This window comes from Sphingobacterium sp. BN32 (assembly GCF_030503615.1).
Lineage (GTDB): Bacteria > Bacteroidota > Bacteroidia > Sphingobacteriales > Sphingobacteriaceae > Sphingobacterium.
Genome location: NZ_CP129963.1, coordinates 1,248,668 through 1,267,398, shown reverse-complemented (window position 1 = coordinate 1,267,398; position 18,731 = coordinate 1,248,668). Strand labels below are relative to the sequence as shown.

The 18,731-nt window shown below is 41.3% G+C and carries 17 protein-coding genes; 11 read left to right on the top strand and 6 right to left on the bottom strand.

What is annotated here, in order from left to right; translation table 11 throughout:
* Positions 1 to 82 precede the first annotated feature (82 nt).
* Complete coding sequence (locus QYC40_RS05255; RefSeq protein ID WP_301992807.1) at positions 83 to 2,527, top strand: TonB-dependent receptor; 2,445 nt, start codon at positions 83 to 85, stop codon at positions 2,525 to 2,527.
* On the opposite strand, the gene QYC40_RS05250 is transcribed toward QYC40_RS05255, so the two are convergent.
* Complete coding sequence (locus QYC40_RS05250; protein WP_301992806.1) at positions 2,524 to 3,333, bottom strand: AraC family transcriptional regulator; 810 nt, start codon at positions 3,331 to 3,333, stop codon at positions 2,524 to 2,526. The two genes, QYC40_RS05255 and QYC40_RS05250, sit on opposite strands and share 4 nt — an antisense overlap.
* A gap of 76 nt (positions 3,334 to 3,409) precedes the next feature.
* Between QYC40_RS05250 and QYC40_RS05245 the strand changes: the two genes are divergently transcribed.
* Positions 3,410 to 4,177 (top strand): methyltransferase domain-containing protein, encoded by a 768-nt coding sequence (locus QYC40_RS05245; protein WP_301992805.1) that lies wholly within the window; start codon positions 3,410 to 3,412, stop codon positions 4,175 to 4,177.
* 4 nt (positions 4,178 to 4,181) lie between these two features.
* On the opposite strand, the gene QYC40_RS05240 is transcribed toward QYC40_RS05245, so the two are convergent.
* The 3 genes from QYC40_RS05240 to QYC40_RS05230 form a co-directional block, all read right to left on the bottom strand.
* Positions 4,182 to 4,613 carry a hypothetical protein gene (locus QYC40_RS05240; RefSeq protein WP_301992804.1) on the bottom strand — a complete coding sequence of 144 codons (432 nt, stop codon included), beginning with the start codon at positions 4,611 to 4,613 and terminating at the stop codon, positions 4,182 to 4,184.
* A gap of 137 nt (positions 4,614 to 4,750) precedes the next feature.
* Positions 4,751 to 6,139 carry a Gfo/Idh/MocA family protein gene (locus tag QYC40_RS05235; RefSeq protein WP_301992802.1) on the bottom strand — a complete coding sequence of 463 codons (1,389 nt, stop codon included), beginning with the start codon at positions 6,137 to 6,139 and terminating at the stop codon, positions 4,751 to 4,753.
* 143 nt (positions 6,140 to 6,282) lie between these two features.
* Complete coding sequence (locus QYC40_RS05230) at positions 6,283 to 6,468, bottom strand: hypothetical protein (RefSeq protein ID WP_301992800.1); 186 nt, start codon at positions 6,466 to 6,468, stop codon at positions 6,283 to 6,285.
* A gap of 300 nt (positions 6,469 to 6,768) precedes the next feature.
* On the opposite strand from QYC40_RS05230, the gene QYC40_RS05225 reads away from it, so the two are divergent.
* The 8 genes from QYC40_RS05225 (at position 6,769) to QYC40_RS05190 (ending at position 14,692) form a co-directional block, all read left to right on the top strand.
* On the top strand, positions 6,769 to 7,794 hold the full coding sequence (locus QYC40_RS05225; protein WP_301992799.1) for a pirin family protein: 1,026 nt from the start codon (positions 6,769 to 6,771) through the stop codon (positions 7,792 to 7,794).
* Positions 7,795 to 7,930: 136 nt separating this feature from the next.
* A complete protein-coding gene (locus tag QYC40_RS05220) occupies positions 7,931 to 8,560 on the top strand; it encodes a TetR/AcrR family transcriptional regulator (RefSeq protein WP_301992798.1) in 630 nt (209 codons plus the stop codon).
* A gap of 50 nt (positions 8,561 to 8,610) precedes the next feature.
* A complete protein-coding gene (locus tag QYC40_RS05215; RefSeq protein WP_301992797.1) occupies positions 8,611 to 9,891 on the top strand; it encodes a TolC family protein in 1,281 nt (426 codons plus the stop codon).
* A 7-nt stretch (positions 9,892 to 9,898) separates the two neighbouring features.
* On the top strand, positions 9,899 to 10,807 hold the full coding sequence (locus tag QYC40_RS05210) for an HlyD family secretion protein (RefSeq protein WP_301992796.1): 909 nt from the start codon (positions 9,899 to 9,901) through the stop codon (positions 10,805 to 10,807).
* A gap of 1 nt (position 10,808) precedes the next feature.
* Positions 10,809 to 11,723 (top strand): ABC transporter ATP-binding protein, encoded by a 915-nt coding sequence (locus QYC40_RS05205; RefSeq protein ID WP_301992795.1) that lies wholly within the window; start codon positions 10,809 to 10,811, stop codon positions 11,721 to 11,723.
* A 1-nt stretch (position 11,724) separates the two neighbouring features.
* Entirely contained in the window at positions 11,725 to 12,465 is a 741-nt protein-coding gene (locus tag QYC40_RS05200; RefSeq protein WP_301992794.1) for an ABC transporter ATP-binding protein, read from the top strand.
* Between the two features lie 2 nt (positions 12,466 to 12,467).
* Positions 12,468 to 13,574 (top strand): ABC transporter permease, encoded by a 1,107-nt coding sequence (locus tag QYC40_RS05195; RefSeq protein WP_301992792.1) that lies wholly within the window; start codon positions 12,468 to 12,470, stop codon positions 13,572 to 13,574.
* A complete protein-coding gene (locus tag QYC40_RS05190) occupies positions 13,571 to 14,692 on the top strand; it encodes an ABC transporter permease (RefSeq protein ID WP_301992791.1) in 1,122 nt (373 codons plus the stop codon). Before QYC40_RS05195 ends, QYC40_RS05190 begins: the two co-directional genes overlap by 4 nt.
* Before the next feature lie 189 nt (positions 14,693 to 14,881).
* Here QYC40_RS05190 and QYC40_RS05185 read toward each other — a convergent pair whose 3' ends face one another.
* Together QYC40_RS05185 and QYC40_RS05180 are read right to left on the bottom strand one after the other, a co-directional pair.
* Positions 14,882 to 15,400: a hypothetical protein gene (locus QYC40_RS05185; protein ID WP_301992790.1), complete on the bottom strand. Its 519-nt coding sequence runs from the start codon at positions 15,398 to 15,400 to the stop codon at positions 14,882 to 14,884.
* 129 nt (positions 15,401 to 15,529) lie between these two features.
* Positions 15,530 to 16,579, bottom strand: coding sequence for an alpha/beta fold hydrolase (locus QYC40_RS05180; protein ID WP_301992789.1), 1,050 nt, complete (start codon positions 16,577 to 16,579; stop codon positions 15,530 to 15,532).
* Between the two features lie 83 nt (positions 16,580 to 16,662).
* On the opposite strand from QYC40_RS05180, the gene QYC40_RS05175 reads away from it, so the two are divergent.
* On the top strand, positions 16,663 to 18,729 hold the full coding sequence (locus QYC40_RS05175) for a M48 family metallopeptidase (RefSeq protein WP_301992788.1): 2,067 nt from the start codon (positions 16,663 to 16,665) through the stop codon (positions 18,727 to 18,729).
* Positions 18,730 to 18,731 lie beyond the last annotated feature (2 nt).

Genomic DNA, 18,731 nt, shown 5'->3' with positions numbered 1-18,731 from the left:
TTTGAAAATAAAATAGTACATTCTAAAATTCCCTATACTGCGCAGCTATACTTTTCTATTTTTGTAGAAAAGACTTAATCCTGTGCAAAAAACATTACTGCTATTTAGCCTATTCTTGCTTTCGACTATTGCCCATGCTCAAAATAAAAAGCTAAGCGGAATTATTCAAGACTCTTTGTCAAAAGAGCCACTATCATACGTCAGTATTGCTGTGGTAGATGGCAAGAATGAGATTGTCGAAGGACAAATATCAGATGCGAACGGAAGCTTTGTGTTTTCCAATTTAAAGGCGCAGCATTATTTTCTGCAGATCAAATCATTGGGCTATAAGCAAAGGCAATTAGCGATTGATCTCAGCATTCAAAATCAGATAAACCTTAACCCTATTCTATTATCTGCTGAGAGTGAAACTCTGGAAACTGTGCATATACAGGGGCAAACGGCAGCACAGAAACATAGCGCAGACCGACAGGTTTATCAAGCAAGTCAATACAAGAATGCGGTAGGTGGAACAGCGCTAGACATCGTAAAAAACCTTCCTGCTGCGACAGTCGATGCTGCGGGAAATATTTCTGTTCGTGGAAATTCCGGTATGCTAATTTTAGTGAATGGCAAGCCTTCGCTTGTTGATCCGGCTACCATCCTGACACAGATAGCGGCAAATGATGTCAGTGAAGTGGAATATATAAGTAGTCCCTCGGCCCAATATGATCCAGATGGTAAAGGCGGTATTATCAATATAAAAACGAAGAAAGCTGCTGCATCAGGTTTTGCTTGGGTAATGAATGTACAAGCAGGATTACCGAGTATCGACGATTACGATAATGTTAAAAAGCAACAACGTTATGGTGCAGATATCGCGTTTCAATATAGAAAAGAGAAATTAGACCTTAGCGCTTCGGCGAATTATCTGCGAAACGATAATGCCGGATTCAGAGACGGCGATGTCAATACGATTATTGCTGATAAACAGACCTTTTTTCCATCCAAAGGTGAGCGCAGCTTTGACAAGTACAATTATGGATTGCGCCTGAATGCAAACTATGAACTGAACGAGCAACATCAGCTTAGCCTGGGCGCATTAGCGTCGCGTAGATTCCAAGACCGTGTTGCCGATATTCATTATAATAATCGAAGCATTAGACGTTCGACCGGCGAAACCATATCGACGTTAGATTACTTTAACCCTAACTTACAAAATAAGCAGGGTAAATTTTATTTGCTAGATCTGGCATATAATTGGAAAATCAATACGGCACATAGCCTACAACTCGGTGCAATTTATGAATATGCAGACATCTATGGTTCGACCAAGAATAGCAATATAGAGAATCAAATCGATACCATACAGCGTACCTACAACAGGTACACAAACCCATTAAAAGGTCTTCGCCTGTCAGCCAATCACCAATGGAACGTCGGCAATGCAAAGATTAATAGTGGTTACCAATTGCGAAGAGACGAGCAGGATGGGAATTTTGAATATTATGCTGCAGAACGAAATGAGAAGGAACTGAGTTTGATAACCGACTTCTCCGGAAAGATGCAAGCGACCAATACGGTTCATGCTGTTTATTCACAATATGATCAGAAGTATGATAAGCTCAGCCTTTCCCTGGGTTTGCGCTATGAGTACTATCAAAGAGATTTGACCTTGCTACATACACAGCAGTCTTTCCCCTACTCGATTCATCAGCTATACCCTTCGATTAATTTGATGCGTGACTTGGGCAAAGGTTGGTCATGGAAGATGGCGGCGTCGCGTCGTGTACAAAGAAATAACAACTTTGAGCTAAACCCGATCCCCGAGCGTGAACACTCGGAGACTTTGGAACAGGGCGATCCGGAGCTACTGCCAGAATTCATTAGCCAAGCGGAGACCGGCTTGGTAAAAAAACTGAACAAAGGTTCTTTGTTTATGAATGCCTACTTTCAACATAGTAAAAACCCTATTCAACGGGTAAATTCGGTCTATGCGGATACCATCTTGCATCGCGTATTCACCAATGCAGATTATGCGAACCGCATTGGTGTTGAGCTTGGTGGCGAAGGCAAGCTATTCCAATGGCTGCAAATAAATGGAGGCATCAATCTCTATAATTATAAAATCTCAGGAAAGGTTTTGGATTACGATCATGTTCGCAGCAATCAAGATTGGGTTTATAGCATCAACGCCGGATTGCAGGCTAGCCTTCCAAAAAGCTGGAGTACAGGGCTGCAAGTGAATTATTTATCGGAAAGACCTACCGTCCAAGGGATGGACTCGCGCTTTCTTACGCCCAACTTTAACCTGAGTAAATCCTTCTGGAAAGGCGCGATGACTGCACAATTGCAATGGCAATTTATCGAATTGGGGAATTGGGGCGTTAATGAGCAACGAATTACGACCTCTGCACCTGATTTTTATACCACAACAAATTATATCTACGAGAAGAATGTGTTCTTATTAAACCTGAACATTAATCTACAACGCCTGAATCAGGTGCTTAAACTACCGAAAAGCGAATTCGGCGAAAAGGAATTTTAAGCTGTCGACTTGCGATAGTTTTGTGGGGTGAGTCCTACGGCTCGTTTGAAGTATTTAGAGAAATTGGATTGATCGGCAAAGCCGAGTTGAAAGGCTACTTCAGCTACGGTTTTGTTCGTATAGAAAAGCAATCTCTTCGCTTCCGAAATGATATAACCAGATAAAACCTCTGAAGCGGATTTATCTGCATGTCTCTGACAAGCAGCATTCAGATTTTGCGGGCTGGTATGTAACAGGTTTGCATAATATGCAACATTATTCAATATCTGCTTTTCTTTGTTTAACACCTGCGTCAACTGTAGAAACAAGTTTTTCGATTTAATTTTTAAAGTTTTTCCTGCTCCTGCTTGCTGCACAGATTTCGCCAGGATTGCCTTTAGCAATGCTTCCTGTACTGTTCGATGCTCTTCTGCCGATAGTAAGGAAAACAGCGAATGTAGCGTAAAAACGTCTGTAAAATTAATGGTATTTAATCCCGCTAATTCATCGATGAGGCGTCGGATTTCTAAATCCAAGGAATTCTCCACAAATTCACGCTTCAACAAGAGAACATAACCTTGAACCGGTTCGTCGAATTCCCAATGGTGTACATTGTCTTTACGGATAATCAATAAACAGGGCGCCTTAATTTGGATTTCCTGACCGTCGATATAGTGTTTTCCCTGCGTCTGCTCCAATAGCACGAACTCCAGGTAACCATTATGCTTGTGTGGCTTCGTAATACGCTTCTTTTGATCGAAGAGCGCTACTTTAATTAATTTTGCAGGGTCCGTTTTATCTTTTACAGCGATTGCCTTGTTGATCATAGCTTAAAAGTACGATATATGCGTGTTTTATTTAAATCATGGCACGTCTTTAGTTCGAATTAAACAAAAATTTATTATGCCTTGGAATCCGGAAGTTTACAATCAGTATAAAGAAATTCGATATAAGCCGTTTTATGATCTGTCGGCCATGCTCATAGATGATCATCAGTCAAAGGCGGTAGATCTAGGTTGTGGGACCGGCGAACAAACCTTTTTACTATCTCAGAAGTTTAAGCAGACCAGTTTTTTAGGGATTGATTCATCTTCGGAAATGCTTTCTGAAGCGAAGGAATTATCGAATGATAGATTAAGCTTTAAACAACAAGATATAGCATCCTTTCTCGCTGATGAAAGCCGTTGGGATTTGATCTTTAGTAATGCAGCATTACAATGGGTCGACGATCATGAAAAGTTGTTTCCTGCCTTGATTTCTAAGCTGAATAAAGACGGGCAGTTGGCGGTGCAGATGCCCTTGCAGAAAGACAATACCTTGAATAAATTACTGAATAAACTAGTTCAGGAAGAACCCTTCCAAAAAGAATTAGACGGTTTCAGAAGAGAATCGCCGCTTCTTAGCATAGATGAATACGCGCAGATACTCTTTGAGAATGGATTAAGCGATATCAATATTAGCGTTCGCACCTACCCGATTATTGCAGACAACGCAAAAGATTTGTATGATTTTATATCTGGATCGACATTAATTCCTTATATGGAAAAACTGGACGATAAAGCACAAGCGCTATTAAGACAGACGTTCCTTGCACGTATTGAGGATCATTTCAAACGATTCCCTGCGATATACCCATTCAAACGGATCTTAATGTATGCTGTAAAAAGCTAAGCTGTTAGCTTTCTTTCAAGAAATGGAATTGAACTGCCATTCCCTCCTCTTGAAGTTTGATAACGAATGAGCTTCCAGTCGATTCTACACAGGAGAAGGTGAAGGTTGTTCCGTCAAATTCTTTGAGCTCGAATAATGACAAACCCTCTAAAAATTTGTAGGTACCTTTTTTTGTCACCATTTTCCGTACTTCCTGCCCATCGACGATCACATCTTCATAGCCAGACCAGCTATACAATTCGCTTGCGCGAAAGGTGATTCGATTTTCATCTTCGTCAATTTGTGTAAGGGTATCCTTATCGATGATCAAATGAGAATGGCTCAACTTCCAAGTACCCGTAATATTGGAAGTCTTCACAGGAATAATAGGCTCTTCTTTTTTACAAGAAATAAATAGCAGACTGAATATAAAAAACGCGGCGAGAATCTTATTCATAAGTAGAATTGCTTGAGATAACCTTGTCGATTTCCCTCAAAGGGATTAACAATAGTAAGGTTATTTCAAGCAATACAAAATGATAAGCATTACTTTTGAATTGATTGGTTTATTTTGTAGTTAATAAACTATACTAATTAAACCATTCGTTGATAGGGCTTTTTGGCTTGTAAGACAATATCGGTGAGTTCACTGATTGCTACTACGCCCTTTGTTTCGATGCTTTTTCTCGCGGCGATTCCGATCAGACAAGATAATGCGCCATCCCTCGCCCCTGCCGATTGCTTCAATGGGTCGGGAACATTCGGAAGGAAGACTTGATCTTGCAGCAGTTTATCACCGCCACCATGTCCTGAGGTACCATGTGGAATACGGATATATTCTCGCTTGCCAAAGTTCTTACAGAGTACTATTTCATCGTAGTCCGCATTATTGGATTTGTTGGACTCCTCGATCCAGGCATCTATACGACCTTTCGTCCCGTTGAACGCGATCCGATAGCCTTCGTAGGGGGAATAGCTGGTGAGCGAATAAGATACCTGGACCCCATTTTTGTATTTGATAGTGGCAGCCATTTTATCATAGATATTGATATCTTCTTTGAAGACACATCCGTCACGCTTGTAGCCGTCGTATTGCTCATTATCTACATAAAGGTCTTTGTAATATTTATTTTTGGTCACATCCCAATAGAAGTCGCAATTGCTGGTATGGGGACATTCGCGGCAGTTATCTGCCCGGAATTTCCCGTTCTTGCCGTAGAAATCTAAAGATCCGGATGCGAATACAGTTTCCGGGTCGCTCTCGATCCACCAGTTCAGTAAGTCAAAATGGTGCGTGGCCTTATGTACCCACAGCGATCCGCTATTTTCGGTTTTGCGATGCCAACGTCTGAAATAATCCGCGCCATGAGAGGTATCGAGATACCAATGAAAATCCACGGACGTGAGTTCGCCAATCTCCTCTGCCTGCAATAATTCCCAAATCTTTGCTCGATGCGGCGAGTAGCGATAATTGAATGTAACGCGACATTGCTTTCCGGTTCGTTTTTCGGCATCAATAATAGCTTGCACCTTCTTCTCATCGGTGGTCATTGGTTTTTCGGTCAGAACATTGGCGCCCAATTCCATCCCACGAATGATAAAATTATGATGCGTCGAATCCATGGTACAGACAATAAGTAAGTCGGGCTTACTTTCCTTCATCATTTTCTCAAAGTCCGTGTAAGTTGGGCAATCTGTGCCAATATACTGCTTGGCAAAGGCTAGGCGGCCTTTATTCTTATCACATAAGCCTACAAAATTGAGTTCATTGGAATAATTCCGTTGAAGGTCTCGGCCCCACATCCCTGCACCTCTAGATCCAGTGCCAATCAATGCGACGCGTAACTTTGCGCCTCTAGAATTGGGATGCCAAGTATTCAGTAAATCCTGAGTGTTCGCTGCAGCGGATGCCGGAAGTGCGGCAGCACCTAGCAATAGACTGGAAGCCGCAATAAATTGCCTTCTTGAAAAATTATCTTTCATCGGGTAATGGTTTAAGTTCATAAAAGCGCAGGATTTGGTTATTATCACTGCACTATGTTCATATTGTTATTATAGGCTTGATTAAATATAATCAAATGTATTGAATATCAAGCCGTCCCGATGAAAGTTCTGTTTATTTTATTCTACCAGGCACCATCGCGCATCTGTACATAGATAAAATATACAATTGCCATAATGATAATAGCAATGATAATGGATCGCCAAATATTGCGTCCGGCAGGTGCATCATCTTTTTCCTCTTTTACCACCTCAGGCACTTTCTGCTCCTGCAATGGTTCGTTTTCGTTATATTCTTTGTTCTCTTCCATAATTGTTTTCCTTTCACTACTTCCCGAAAAGGAAGGCTAGTATACACGCTTCATTATCTATGTTTCTTATTAAACAAAACTGACGGTATTTAGTTTTTTCATAAAGTAGGACAAAGGAAGCTGTCATAATGGCAATAGTCATTGTCGAACCGCCAATGAGTTAACTAGAACAGGTGCCTTCCACAGCTCGCAAAGGCAGTGGTTACCATCAGTTAACTAGTTACCGAAGGGTAACTCCATGCCATTTCGACCTGCGATGGCGTTAGATTTGTACAGTACATTAGAAAAAAGGAGAATATCATGAAAGTAAAGAATATTAGCAAAATCGAAGGCAGATTACCAATTCGCGATCCATATATTATGGGTGCTTATCACTTTGATAAATACCCGGAGGGCAATGGAAAGTTCGGACCTAAGGTTTCCTTAGCCGGTCGTAATATTGGAAGTGACTTTGATAATAAAAACGAGTGGCGCATGTATCATGGGGAGACTATCCCTGGGTTCCCGCACCATCCGCACAGAGGATTTGAGATTATTACCATTATTCCGGAAGGTTATGCCGACCACTTTGACTCCAAAGGATCTAAAGGTCGCTATGGACAAGGCGACGTGCAGTTGATGAGTGCAGGCTCGGGCGTGCTTCACGCAGAAATGTTCCCATTGATTCATGAAGATAAACCAAACCCTTTGCGCTTATTTCAGATTTGGTTGAACCTACCGGGTAAAAACAAATTGACCGATCCGAATTATAAAATGCTTTGGGCTGAGAAGATTCCAACCGCTGTGCTTGAACAAGGCGATGGAAAGAGAGTAACTGTTAAGGTTATTTTGGGAGAATATGCCGGAACAAAAGATAGTGGAGCGTTGACCCATTCTTGGGCGGCAGATCCTAAGAACCATGTAGGCGTTGCATTAGTGGACATGGATCCGAATACTGAGTTTGTACTTCCGGCAGTATCCAGCACGATGAATAGGTTTGTATTATTCTACGATGGCGCTGGCATCATCGAACTGGACAGCTATAAAATGCAGAGCAATCACTTGGCAGATTTAGATGGTGGCGAGGAAATCATCATTAAAAATGGCGATAGCAGAGCGCAATTCTTAATCTTAGAAGGTGAGCCGATTAATGAGCCGGTAGCAGCATATGGTCCTTTCGTAATGAATACGCAGCAAGAATTGCAGGATGCATTCCGCGAGTACCAAGTCACTGAATTTGGTGGATGGCCTTGGGGTGACAAGGAAACTGACCTTGTGAATCCGAAAGACTCCGGACGATTTGCTAGCTATAACTTCGGAAAGGAAATAGACAAACCAACCGCGTAAAGTTTTCAATAAAGAAGAAAGGGAAAACGCTATAGTGTTTTCCCTTTTTCAGTTTATATATTTAATCAAATGATTAATTAAATTTTGAAATGTAAACCAGCTGTCTTACCTTTACTATTCAACTAGAGAAATCAGCATGGCAAAAGGTAGACCGAAGAAAGAATTAGATAGCTCGACAGAAAGTATTATTAAGGAAGCCGCTCGTAAGATGTTCCATCAGAAAGGCTATGCCGCGACCAGAACGCGCGACATCGCGGAGGAAGCCGGACTTAATTTAGCGCTGCTGAATTACTACTTCAAAAGTAAAGAGAAATTGTTTGAGATCATCAGCTTTGAAACACTCTTTAATTTTATGAACACCTTAGGGATTGTTTTCCATGATGAGAGCAGTAGTTTCGAAGAGAAAATAGAGGCATTAGCAAGTCGATACATCGATTTCCTTAGCAATGAGCCTGATATTCCGTTGTTCATTATATCCGCTGTACGAAACAATCCGGAGAGCTTTGCCAATAAAATCCCTATTAAGAACATGGTCTTGCAGTCGGTATTTTATAAGCAATTTCTAGAGAAAAAAGAGCGCAATGAGATTAGCGATGTGAATCCTTTACAGTTATTATTGAACCTCATGGGTTTTATCATCTTCCCTTTCATCGCGAAGCCTATTTTCGAAAATGTCACAGGAACTAAAGAGAAACAATTCCAAGACATGATGAATGAAAGGAAAGCTTTAATCCCGCAGTGGGTAAAAAATATGATTAGACCCTAGGTCTTTTCTTTTGCACTTTATTTAATCAAATGATTAAACAATTATAAACAATGAATCGAATAATTGCCTTAAGATCACTTAGCATCGCAGCCTTGCTGAGTTTTGTGTCATCCACAGTCCTTGCTCAAGAAATACGCCGTTTACAAATAGATTCCTGCTTTGAAATGGCCAAGCGAAACTTTCCATTGATTAATCAATTGGGACTACTACAGCAATCTAAAGATTTTTCGATAGATAATGCCAACAAGGCATACCTCCCGCAAGTCTCCATCAATGGCTCAGCTACTTATCAGTCAGATGTGACTAAGGTGCCTATTGCTATCCCTTCGATGAGTATCCCAAGCCTTTCTAAGGATCAATACAAAGCCTACGCAGAAGTGAATCAGGCTTTATCGGATATGTTTCTTGTCAAAGATCAGCATAAGTTGATAGAAGCTAATAATAAGGTCGAATCACAGAAGATTGAAGTGGAACTATACAAACTCCGCGATCGAATAACACAGCTATTCTTTGGTATTCTGTTGCTTGATGCTCAAATAAAACAAACTAACCTGATGAAGTCTGACATAGAAAATGGTATACAACAGATTGAATCGGCGGTAAGAAATGGTACTTCAACCCGAAGTAACCTCAGTAAGTTACAGGCTGAGCTCCTCAAGGTCGAACAACGGGAAACGGAACAACAAGCAGCTAAAAATGCTTATCTACAGATGTTGGCTTACTTTATTGGAAAGCCGCTATCTGAAGACGTCGAACTTATCGCTAGCTCAGGAACTGTAAATGACAACGCGATCAATCGCCCTGAATTATCATTGTTTCAAGATCAGGACGATGCTATTGCCATTCAAAATCAGTTATTATACAATAGGAGTTTGCCGAGATTTAGTGCTTTTGTGCAGGGCGGCGTAGGCAGACCCGGACTTAATATGCTTAATCCTGATATGCAGGGATACTACATTGCAGGGCTGCGCCTGAACTGGAACCTATCGAGCTTGTACACCTACAAGAACGATAAAAAAAATATTGATATCAGCAGACAGTTGTTGGAAAAACAAAAAGAGACCTTTCTCTTCAACGTCGACATAACGCTCTTGCAACAAAAGGAAGAGACGAATAAATATCGGAAGCTGATCGATACGGACAATGAGATTGTCCAATTACGCGAGCTGGTAAAGAAAGCAACTGCTGCACAATTAAAGAATGGCGTGGCAAGTACCTATGATTACATGACCGCAGTGACGGAAGAAGACCAAGCGCGTCAGAACATGGTACTGCATCAGATACAGCTCCAACTATCGCAATACAATCAAAAAATAACCACAGGCAATTAAAGAACTTATGAAAAGTACACATACTCCACTAATGATCAGCTGCCTAATCGGCTTCCTTCTCTTTCCATCTTGTAAAAAGAAAGAGCCCGAATTTGATGCCACCGGAACATTCGAAGCTGTCGAAACAATTATTTCCGCAGAAGCTAACGGAACACTGAAGACATTTGACATACAAGAAGGCCAACAATTGGCGGCCGGACAACTTGTAGGCTACATTGACAGCGTGCAATTGTATCTAAAGAAAAGACAGCTTGAAAGTCAGGCTAAGGCAGTATTGGGGAAGAAACCCAGCGTAAATACACAGTTAGCTGCTCTACAATCTCAACTCCATACTGCCCAACGCGAGCGCGTGAGGATTCAAAATCTATTAAAAGATGATGCTGTTCCGGCAAAGCAATTAGACGACATCAATGCGCAGATTGATTTAATCAGTAAGCAGATTGCAGCACAGCGATCTACATTGGACCTCTCGGTTTCTAGTATAGACAAAGACGTGCAGCCAATTGAAGTTCAGATGCTTCAGATTGAGGATCAGCTTCAGAAAAGCAAGATTGTTAATCCTATTGCTGGTACCGTATTAACGAAATACGCCGAAGCAAATGAGATGGCAAGCATTGGTAAACCGCTATACAAGATAGCAGACCTCTCGAGCCTGATCCTACGAGTTTATATCAGTGGTGATCAACTTCCTTTAATCAAACTCAATCAGCAGGTTAAAGTATTTACGGATGATGGCAATGGCGGTTTCAAGGAAACGAAAGGTACAATTACATGGATAAACGACAAAGCGGAATTCACGCCAAAGACTATTCAAAGCAAGAACGAACGGGCTAATCAGGTTTATGCTGTGAAGGTTCTGGTGAAGAACGATGGTAGCTATAAGATCGGGATGTATGGTGAAATAAAGTTGAATTAACATGTCTGCTGTAACTCTAGATAAGATACATAAGACCTTTAATAAAGGGGAACTGACGGCGGTTAACTCGGTAAGCTTTGAGGTCAAGGAAGGCGAACTCTTTGGATTGATAGGTCCTGACGGTGCTGGAAAGACCACCATTTTCCGAATCCTGACCACGCTCTTACTTCCTGATTCGGGCTCAGCGACTGTTGATGGCATGGATATCATCAAAGATTATAAGCAAATCCGTAAGCAGGTGGGCTATATGCCCGGCAAATTCTCTTTATATCAGGATTTAACGGTCGAGGAGAATCTGACCTTCTTCGCCTCTGTGTTTGGACACAAGGTTGCCGATCATTATGATCTGATAAAAGATATCTACGTGCAGATTGAACCGTTTAAAGATCGTCGGGCAGGAAAGCTCTCCGGCGGTATGAAACAGAAGCTGGCGCTATGCTGCGCATTGATTCATAAACCTCGTGTACTCTTTTTAGACGAACCGACGACGGGCGTCGATGCTGTTTCTCGCAAAGAGTTCTGGGATATGCTTAAGCATCTAAAGTCACAGGGTATCAGTATCTTGGTTTCTACACCCTACATGGATGAAGCTAACCTATGCGAACGTATTGCGCTGATGCAAAGTGGAAGCATTCTTTCGATTGATACTCCTCAAGACATACGAGACTCCTATCCTAGCCCGCTATACGCTGTTAAATCAGAAAATATGATTAAGCTGATTCGGGATCTATGTGCTTGTCCGGAAGTAAGCTCCTGCAATTCCTTTGGAGAGTATCATCATATCACCTGGAAAAAGAATCAAACATTAGACTATTCATTACTGGAAAGCTATCTGAAACAGCAGGGGCATCATGACCTAACGTTAAAAGAGATCGAGCCAACGATAGAAGATTGTTTTATTCGATTAATGCATTAACATGGAAAAGGTAATAAGCACCAATAAGCTAACCAAGCGATTTGGCGATTTCATCGCAACGAATGCAATAACCTTCGATGTCTACAAAGGAGAGATATTCGGCTTCTTGGGTGCAAATGGCGCTGGTAAAACCACCGCTATGAAGATGCTATGCGGTCTTTCGGTCCCTTCTTCGGGAGAGGCTAGTATTGCTGGTTTTGATGTTTACAAAGAAACTGAGCGCATTAAGCAGCGAATCGGCTATATGAGTCAGAAGTTCTCGCTATATGAAGACCTGACAGTAACTGAGAATATCGAGTTCTTTGCGGGCATCTATGGCCTATCGAACAAAGCAATTAAAGAGCGTGGTGCGCAGCTGATCAGCAACTTAGGATTGAATGATGTCGCCAAAAAGCTTGTCGGTACACTTCCATTAGGCTGGAAACAGAAGCTAGCCTTCTCTGTTGCGACGATCCATAACCCGGAAATTGTATTCTTAGACGAACCTACGGGCGGTGTAGATCCACTTACTAGACGACAGTTTTGGGATCTAATCTATGATGCTTCCGACCGTGGCATCACAGTCTTTGTGACGACGCATTACATGGACGAAGCGGAGTATTGCCACCGCGTGTCCATTATGGTCGATGGTGTCATTAAGGCATTAGACACGCCCGACAACCTTAAAAAGAGTTTCAACGCCAGTTCGATGGAGGACGTTTTCTTCGAGCTAGCTCGCGGAGCACAACGTAAAGGAGATTAACCATGAATCAGTTTATAACATTCATCCGCAAGGAATTCTTTCATGTTTTCCGAGATAGCAAAACCTTACTCATGCTATTCGGATTGCCAATCGTCCAGATTGTTTTGTTCGGATTCGCACTCTCTAACGAGATTCGAAATGCGAAGATCGCCATATTCGATCAAGCCAAAGACCAGACTTCACAACAGATCATCAACCGATTCGCTGCAAGTCGGTATTTCAGCCTGCAGAACAGCATCTCTTCAGAATCTCAAATAGAAGCAGCCTTTCAGGAAGGAAAGATCAAGATGTTAATGATTATACCCTCTAATTTTGAAGAAGATCTAACGCACTTCAAGAAGGCCTCTATTCAATTCAAATTTGATGCTTCCGATCCTAACACAGCAAGTACACTCCAAGGATACGCGAATGCAATCATCATGAGTTATCAGCAAAACTTATTAGCAAGTTCGAATATTCCGCTACAGATTATTCCGCAAACCAGGATGCTTTACAATCCGGAATTGAAAGGTGCCCCGACCTTTGTCCCTGGCGTCATGGCATTGGTTCTCATGCTGGTCTGCGTGCTGATGACGTCGATATCCATCGTTAAAGAAAAAGAGCAAGGCACGATGGAAATACTGCTGGTGTCGCCGGTAAACCCGTTCCTGCTGATCATCGCGAAGGCTGTCCCCTACCTTGCGCTTTCCCTCGTCAATCTTGCTGTTATCCTCACTTTAAGCGTGACTTTATTGGACATGCCTATACAGGGCAACTTACTCTTGCTGATAGCTGAAAGCACCTTACTAATCATTACAGCGCTTGCGCTGGGACTCTTGATATCCAATAGCACCGCAAATCAGCAGGCTGCTATGCTGATCGCTATGATGGGTATGCTGGTTCCTACGATGTTGTTCACGGGCTTTATGTTTCCTATTGAAAACATGCCAGTTCCCTTGCAGCTCATCAGTAATTTCCTCCCATCCAAGTGGTATTATATTATCGTGAAGTCTATTATGATCAAAGGCTTAGGCATAACAGCGATTTGGAAAGAGACGTTAATCCTGCTCGGCATGGCATTGCTGCTCTTATTTCTAAGTTTTAAAAAATTCAAAACTCGACTGCAATGAGAACCCTACTATTTTTACTCAAGAAGGAGTTTAAGCAAATCTTTAGGAATAAGGCATTGTTACCATTAATATTTATTGCGCCAATTATCCAGCTCCTGATCTTACCACTCGCTGCAGATTATGAAGTAAAGAATATCAATATCAGCTTCGTCGATCATGATCACTCGACCATGTCGCAACAGTTGTATCATAAAATCATATCCTCCGGGTACTTTCGAGCCGTGGGCTATGGTAGTTCTTACAAGGATGCCCTTAAACAGATAGAAGCCGATCAAGCCGACCTGATCATAGAAATCCCGATCGGCTTTGAACGAAATCTGATTCGGGAAAACAAGCAAGATCTCTTTGTCGCAATCAATGCCATCAATGGAGTAAAAGCCGGCTTAGGTGGTTCCTACATTGGACAGATACTTACTGATTTCAATCAAGAAATACGTTTTAAGTGGATACCCTCTGCAGAGCAGATCAGTCCCGGGCAGATATCGATTAGCAGTTCGTTCTGGTACAACCCACACTTGAACTATAACATGTTCATGGTTCCTGCCATTTTAGTTATTCTCGTCACGATGATATGCGCCTATATGTGCGCTTTAAACATCGTCAAAGAGAAAGAAGTGGGAACAATAGAACAAATAAACGTAACACCGATTAAAAAATATCAGTTCATTCTGGGCAAGCTTATTCCTTTCTGGTTTATTGGCCTCTTTATTTTTAGCGTCGGACTTTTCGTCATAGCACGCTTGGTTTATGGTATTGTGCCGCTCGGCAATTTACTGCTGCTATATTTATTCTTAGCTATCTACCTTATTGCCTTGCTCGGAATGGGGCTTCTGATATCCACTATGGCCAATACCCAACAGCAAGCCATGTCCGTCGCCTTCTTCTTTATCATGATCTTTATGCTTATGAGCGGCTTATTCACGCCAATTGACAGTATGCCCGATTGGGCAAAACTGATCGCATACTGCAGTCCTGTCACCTATTTCATCGACGTGACAAGAATGCTAGTCCTAAAAGGGAGTGGACTAATGGATATACGATGGCATTTTGTCATCATCATCATTTTCGCCCTCATTTTGAACGGATGGGCTTTGATCAAATACAAAAAGACTACCTAAAATTTAAATAAAGCGGAGAGTCTTCATTTAATTGTTAACAAATGTTAAATGGAATATTCAGAAGAACTTCGGCACAGAACTTGATATTATCTTATTAAATTTCATAATTTAGGTTAATAATTGGTTAGTTAAAACTCCTAGAGCTCCCCGCTTTAGGAGTTTTTTTATGAAGTTCTATCAAGATCAATACTAATCGATGGTTTCAATCTTTCGAATGATTGGAAAATTAAAGAGCCCCTCAGATAAATGCACCGCTATAGAGTCGATTATCTCATTCTCTGCTCCCACGATTTGCTCATGATAAACGCGTTTGTTTCTTCCATTCTCAAAAGTGACCAGCCCCACTTGCTGTCTTTGCGTATGAAAATCTCGACCGACTAGCCTATTGGTAATTCGTTGCATCTTATAATTCTTGACCTGTACTTTTGATCCGGAGAACAAAACATTCACCATTAAACAAAGAAAGGTTAAGTAGGTTCCGAATATGCTGATGAAATACATGAACAGCTCAAAGCGGCCCATCCACTGAAATTTACACAAGGACGAAAAGAGTAAATAAACAAATATTCCTATAACGAAGTAATAAGCAACGCATTCAAGAGGAATCAAAGTACGTTGAATCAACTGGTAATTGGCAATGTTTAGTAAGATAGCCACGACGAAAAGCAATTCAATAATCGAAGACGGCTTTAACGCTACTAATTTCATATTCTCTTCCTCTAATAATATGGTTAACAAGGATTAAGGTTTGTAGACACCTCAATCTTCTGAGCACCCAAAGATAGTTATATTCACACGATTTTTATTCAATTATTAAAATAATAAATAAAATCTGAATCATTTATTAATAATTACCGAAAGAAAAGGAATTAATACCGCTATAAAGTCCTCAGCACTTTCATAGTGAATATTATGTGAAGCATTCGGAAATTTCACATGGGTAATCCATTGCGGATGCCGCTTTAGCAATAGCTCGTTTTCTTCCTCCTGCGGGAAGGCATCGGGTTGTTTAGTCGCCTCTAATAATAAAAGCGGCACTGTCAGTTTTCGATATATTTCCAAAGGTTCCTGCTCTACGATAGATCTCCCGTACCTAGAGATGCGCTCGGGTACCAGCAAAGCTTGTGCTGCTTGCAACGAATCTTTTAATTGGTAGTACGTATCCAGTCCTTGATAAGTAATGTATTTAGCGCCCTTTTTCTTGATCAATCCTAAGAGTTGGAATTGCGATGCGGCGCCACCCGGCTCATACAGCTGCTTGTACTGTTCAAACTCCGTATCCGTTTCGCCAAAATACAATTCTCTAACATCCTCAGGGACGTTAAATTCACTCAATATCTTTCCCTGCTCTTGTTTGTTCTGTTTATAGAAATGCCCATAGAACTTCGCTGAACCTCCTTCCTCCAATACAAGCGCCTTAACGCGATTCGGATAAAAACTATAAAAACTAGTAGCCAGATATCCCCCCCTAGAAAACCCTCCAATGACCGCTTTCTCGACGGACAAACTGTCTAACAACGCTGACAAATCATCTGCAAAGTCCTCGAAACTTAAATCCGTATCTGGAAACCCAGTCTTCCCATGACCATAATGATCAACAGAGATAACCTGATAGTCTAGCTCTACTAACTTATTTGCGAACGGTTCGAAATCATAAGCATCTAAAAAACTGCCATGAAGCCAAATGAATGTGTTCTCGGATGCATGCCCCCAATGAAGAAAAGACAAGGTCGTAAACTTCCCTTTAACGAAACTCCGATGTTTACTCTCAAACTCAGCATAGCGCACGCGATCCTTCTTATATTGTTCATATAGAAGGGAGTCCGGTGTTTGGCCAAACAACGATGGCGTGAGAAGCAGGAAAAAAGAAATTAGCTGTAGACGCATAGCTTAATTAACCTTAAAAATAGGGAATATACAAAGTACTATTGATATAATTTTTTATTTTAGAATCGAAATAAATTTAACCAATGAAAGTTGAAATCTCCCCAGAGTTCAAGCATCAAGCAAATAAAACCTTGTATTCCATCGTCGGTTTTGGACTCATCTATTTACTGCTCGTACTATTTACTATAGGGCTCTGCGCCGCCATAATCTATGTCGCCTATGTGCTAATTTTAAAATTCCCCCACTTCATACTCTTGTTCTTAGCGATTAGCTTAATTGTCTCTTCGCTGTTCGTCTTTGTGTTCTTGATTAAGTTTATCTTTTCGTTCGAAGGGATGAATACCAGCCATCTGCTTGAAGTCGATCAAGATACCGAGCCTAAGCTCTTCGCACTGATTGAGGAAATCGTAGAACAAGTTGAAACACAATCACCCAAAAAAGTTTACCTGTCTAGCGAAGTCAATGCTTCTGTTTTTTACAACTCGAGTTTCTGGAGCATGTTCTTCCCTGTTCGTAAAAACCTAATTGTCGGCATGGGTCTAATCAATTCTGTAACATATCAAGAACTGAAAGGGGTTTTAGCACATGAATTTGGCCATTTTTCACAACGGAGCATGCGCGTCGGCAGTTACGTGTATCATGCCAATCATGCAATCTACAACATGCTTTATAACAATGAGTCGCTCAACAGGCTCAGTGAAAAATGGTATAACACCAGCTATTACGCGGCAGCCTTTCAGTGGCTTCCAAAAACAATCATTGGCGTTATGCAGAAGATTCTTCAAAAACAATACGAGGTGATCAATAAAAATTACATGGCATTATCGAGAGAAATGGAATTCCATGCCGATGCGATCTCTGCTCAAGTCGCAGGCTCCAAGGCCGTAGAAACATCCCTCCTGCGATCCAATTTCTCTAATTATTGTCTTAACAATGTATTCAATTTTTATGGCGCCCAAATGCAAAAAAACCGCATCAGCGCGGATATCTATGCCGATCAACGGGCAGCGACGCATTACCTAAGTAACAAGTTCGCTTATCCGGAAGTCAATGGAATTCCGCAAATCAGCATGGCCGAGTTCAACAAATTTGATAAATCCAAGCTCGTCATTACAAACCAATGGGCATCACATCCTGCAGAAACAGATCGTATAGCCGCTGTTGACAAGCTCAATATCAAGCTCAGCAACACAATCGATGAACCTGCGCTCCAGATCCTACAGAACCAATCGCGCTCTTCAGAATGGTTTACCAGAATGATCTTTTCACAGGGAAATTATACAGAAGAACCCAGCCGGATGGCTAGTGAAGAGTTTGCAAAGGAATTTAAAGCATGGTTTGACAGCGAGTCTTTCGATGCTATTTTCAATGACTACTATACATTCAACAATCCATTTTTCAAGGCAGATGAGTTATCAATGGAAAATGGCGAACAGCAGAACATTGAAACCTTGTTTGGTCCTGCGCGAGTAAACGACACATTTCTTCTAAATTCTTACCTGACTGACATCGAAACGTTGCGCCAAATAGAGAACAAAACCATCGATATCGAAACGTTCGATTACGATGGCATCAAGTACAAGCGTACGGAAACCAGCGAAGTTATAGAGAAACTGCAGGGAGAGTCTGCTGAGCTTAAAGCAATTATAGAAGGTTATAATCGTGATGTCTTCGACTACTTTTACTATTGCGTTCAAGAACAGCCTTTGGCATCAAAACTTAAAGATGCTTATGGAAATTTTATGTCCGCCGAGCAAACCTATAGCGGACAAATGGACCTTTACTTCGATTTGGTACAAAAGACCAACTTCTTTTATCAAAACCATTCGCATTCTGAAATTGCTTACCATACCGTGGAAGTGAAGAAAGCAGAACTCGCTTTCAAGGAAGAGTTGAAGAACCTAATAGCGATACACAAAGCCAATAGCAACACATTGGATACAGAGGTCGAGGGTAAATTAAATCGCTTTATAAGCAATACCTTCGACTATTTCGACGGAGCCGCCTACATCAACGAGAATTTAGAGCTTCTAGGCTTAGGTTTGGATCAATACTACTACTTGTTAAATGACAATTACTTTCAGCTAAAGAAGCGTATATTGGACATACAGAAAGAGATTATGCTGCAATCAACCGTAGAAACAAATTGAGT

Excerpts from the sequence above, each read along its gene's own strand:
- QYC40_RS05245 (WP_301992805.1), top strand. The coding sequence starts at position 3,410 with ATGCCTTGGAATCCGGAAGTTTACAATCAGTATAAAGAAATTCGATAT.
- QYC40_RS05200 (WP_301992794.1), top strand. The coding sequence starts at position 11,725 with ATGGAAAAGGTAATAAGCACCAATAAGCTAACCAAGCGATTTGGCGAT.
- QYC40_RS05205 (WP_301992795.1), top strand. The coding sequence starts at position 10,809 with ATGTCTGCTGTAACTCTAGATAAGATACATAAGACCTTTAATAAAGGG.
- QYC40_RS05210 (WP_301992796.1), top strand. The coding sequence starts at position 9,899 with ATGAAAAGTACACATACTCCACTAATGATCAGCTGCCTAATCGGCTTC.
- QYC40_RS05180 (WP_301992789.1), bottom strand. The coding sequence starts at position 16,579 with ATGCGTCTACAGCTAATTTCTTTTTTCCTGCTTCTCACGCCATCGTTG.
- QYC40_RS05195 (WP_301992792.1), top strand. The coding sequence starts at position 12,468 with ATGAATCAGTTTATAACATTCATCCGCAAGGAATTCTTTCATGTTTTC.
- QYC40_RS05215 (WP_301992797.1), top strand. The coding sequence starts at position 8,611 with ATGAATCGAATAATTGCCTTAAGATCACTTAGCATCGCAGCCTTGCTG.
- QYC40_RS05250 (WP_301992806.1), bottom strand. The coding sequence starts at position 3,333 with ATGATCAACAAGGCAATCGCTGTAAAAGATAAAACGGACCCTGCAAAA.
- QYC40_RS05230 (WP_301992800.1), bottom strand. The coding sequence starts at position 6,468 with ATGGAAGAGAACAAAGAATATAACGAAAACGAACCATTGCAGGAGCAG.
- QYC40_RS05220 (WP_301992798.1), top strand. The coding sequence starts at position 7,931 with ATGGCAAAAGGTAGACCGAAGAAAGAATTAGATAGCTCGACAGAAAGT.
- QYC40_RS05225 (WP_301992799.1), top strand. The coding sequence starts at position 6,769 with ATGAAAGTAAAGAATATTAGCAAAATCGAAGGCAGATTACCAATTCGC.
- QYC40_RS05190 (WP_301992791.1), top strand. The coding sequence starts at position 13,571 with ATGAGAACCCTACTATTTTTACTCAAGAAGGAGTTTAAGCAAATCTTT.
- QYC40_RS05240 (WP_301992804.1), bottom strand. The coding sequence starts at position 4,613 with ATGAATAAGATTCTCGCCGCGTTTTTTATATTCAGTCTGCTATTTATT.
- QYC40_RS05185 (WP_301992790.1), bottom strand. The coding sequence starts at position 15,400 with ATGAAATTAGTAGCGTTAAAGCCGTCTTCGATTATTGAATTGCTTTTC.
- QYC40_RS05175 (WP_301992788.1), top strand. The coding sequence starts at position 16,663 with ATGAAAGTTGAAATCTCCCCAGAGTTCAAGCATCAAGCAAATAAAACC.
- QYC40_RS05235 (WP_301992802.1), bottom strand. The coding sequence starts at position 6,139 with ATGAAAGATAATTTTTCAAGAAGGCAATTTATTGCGGCTTCCAGTCTA.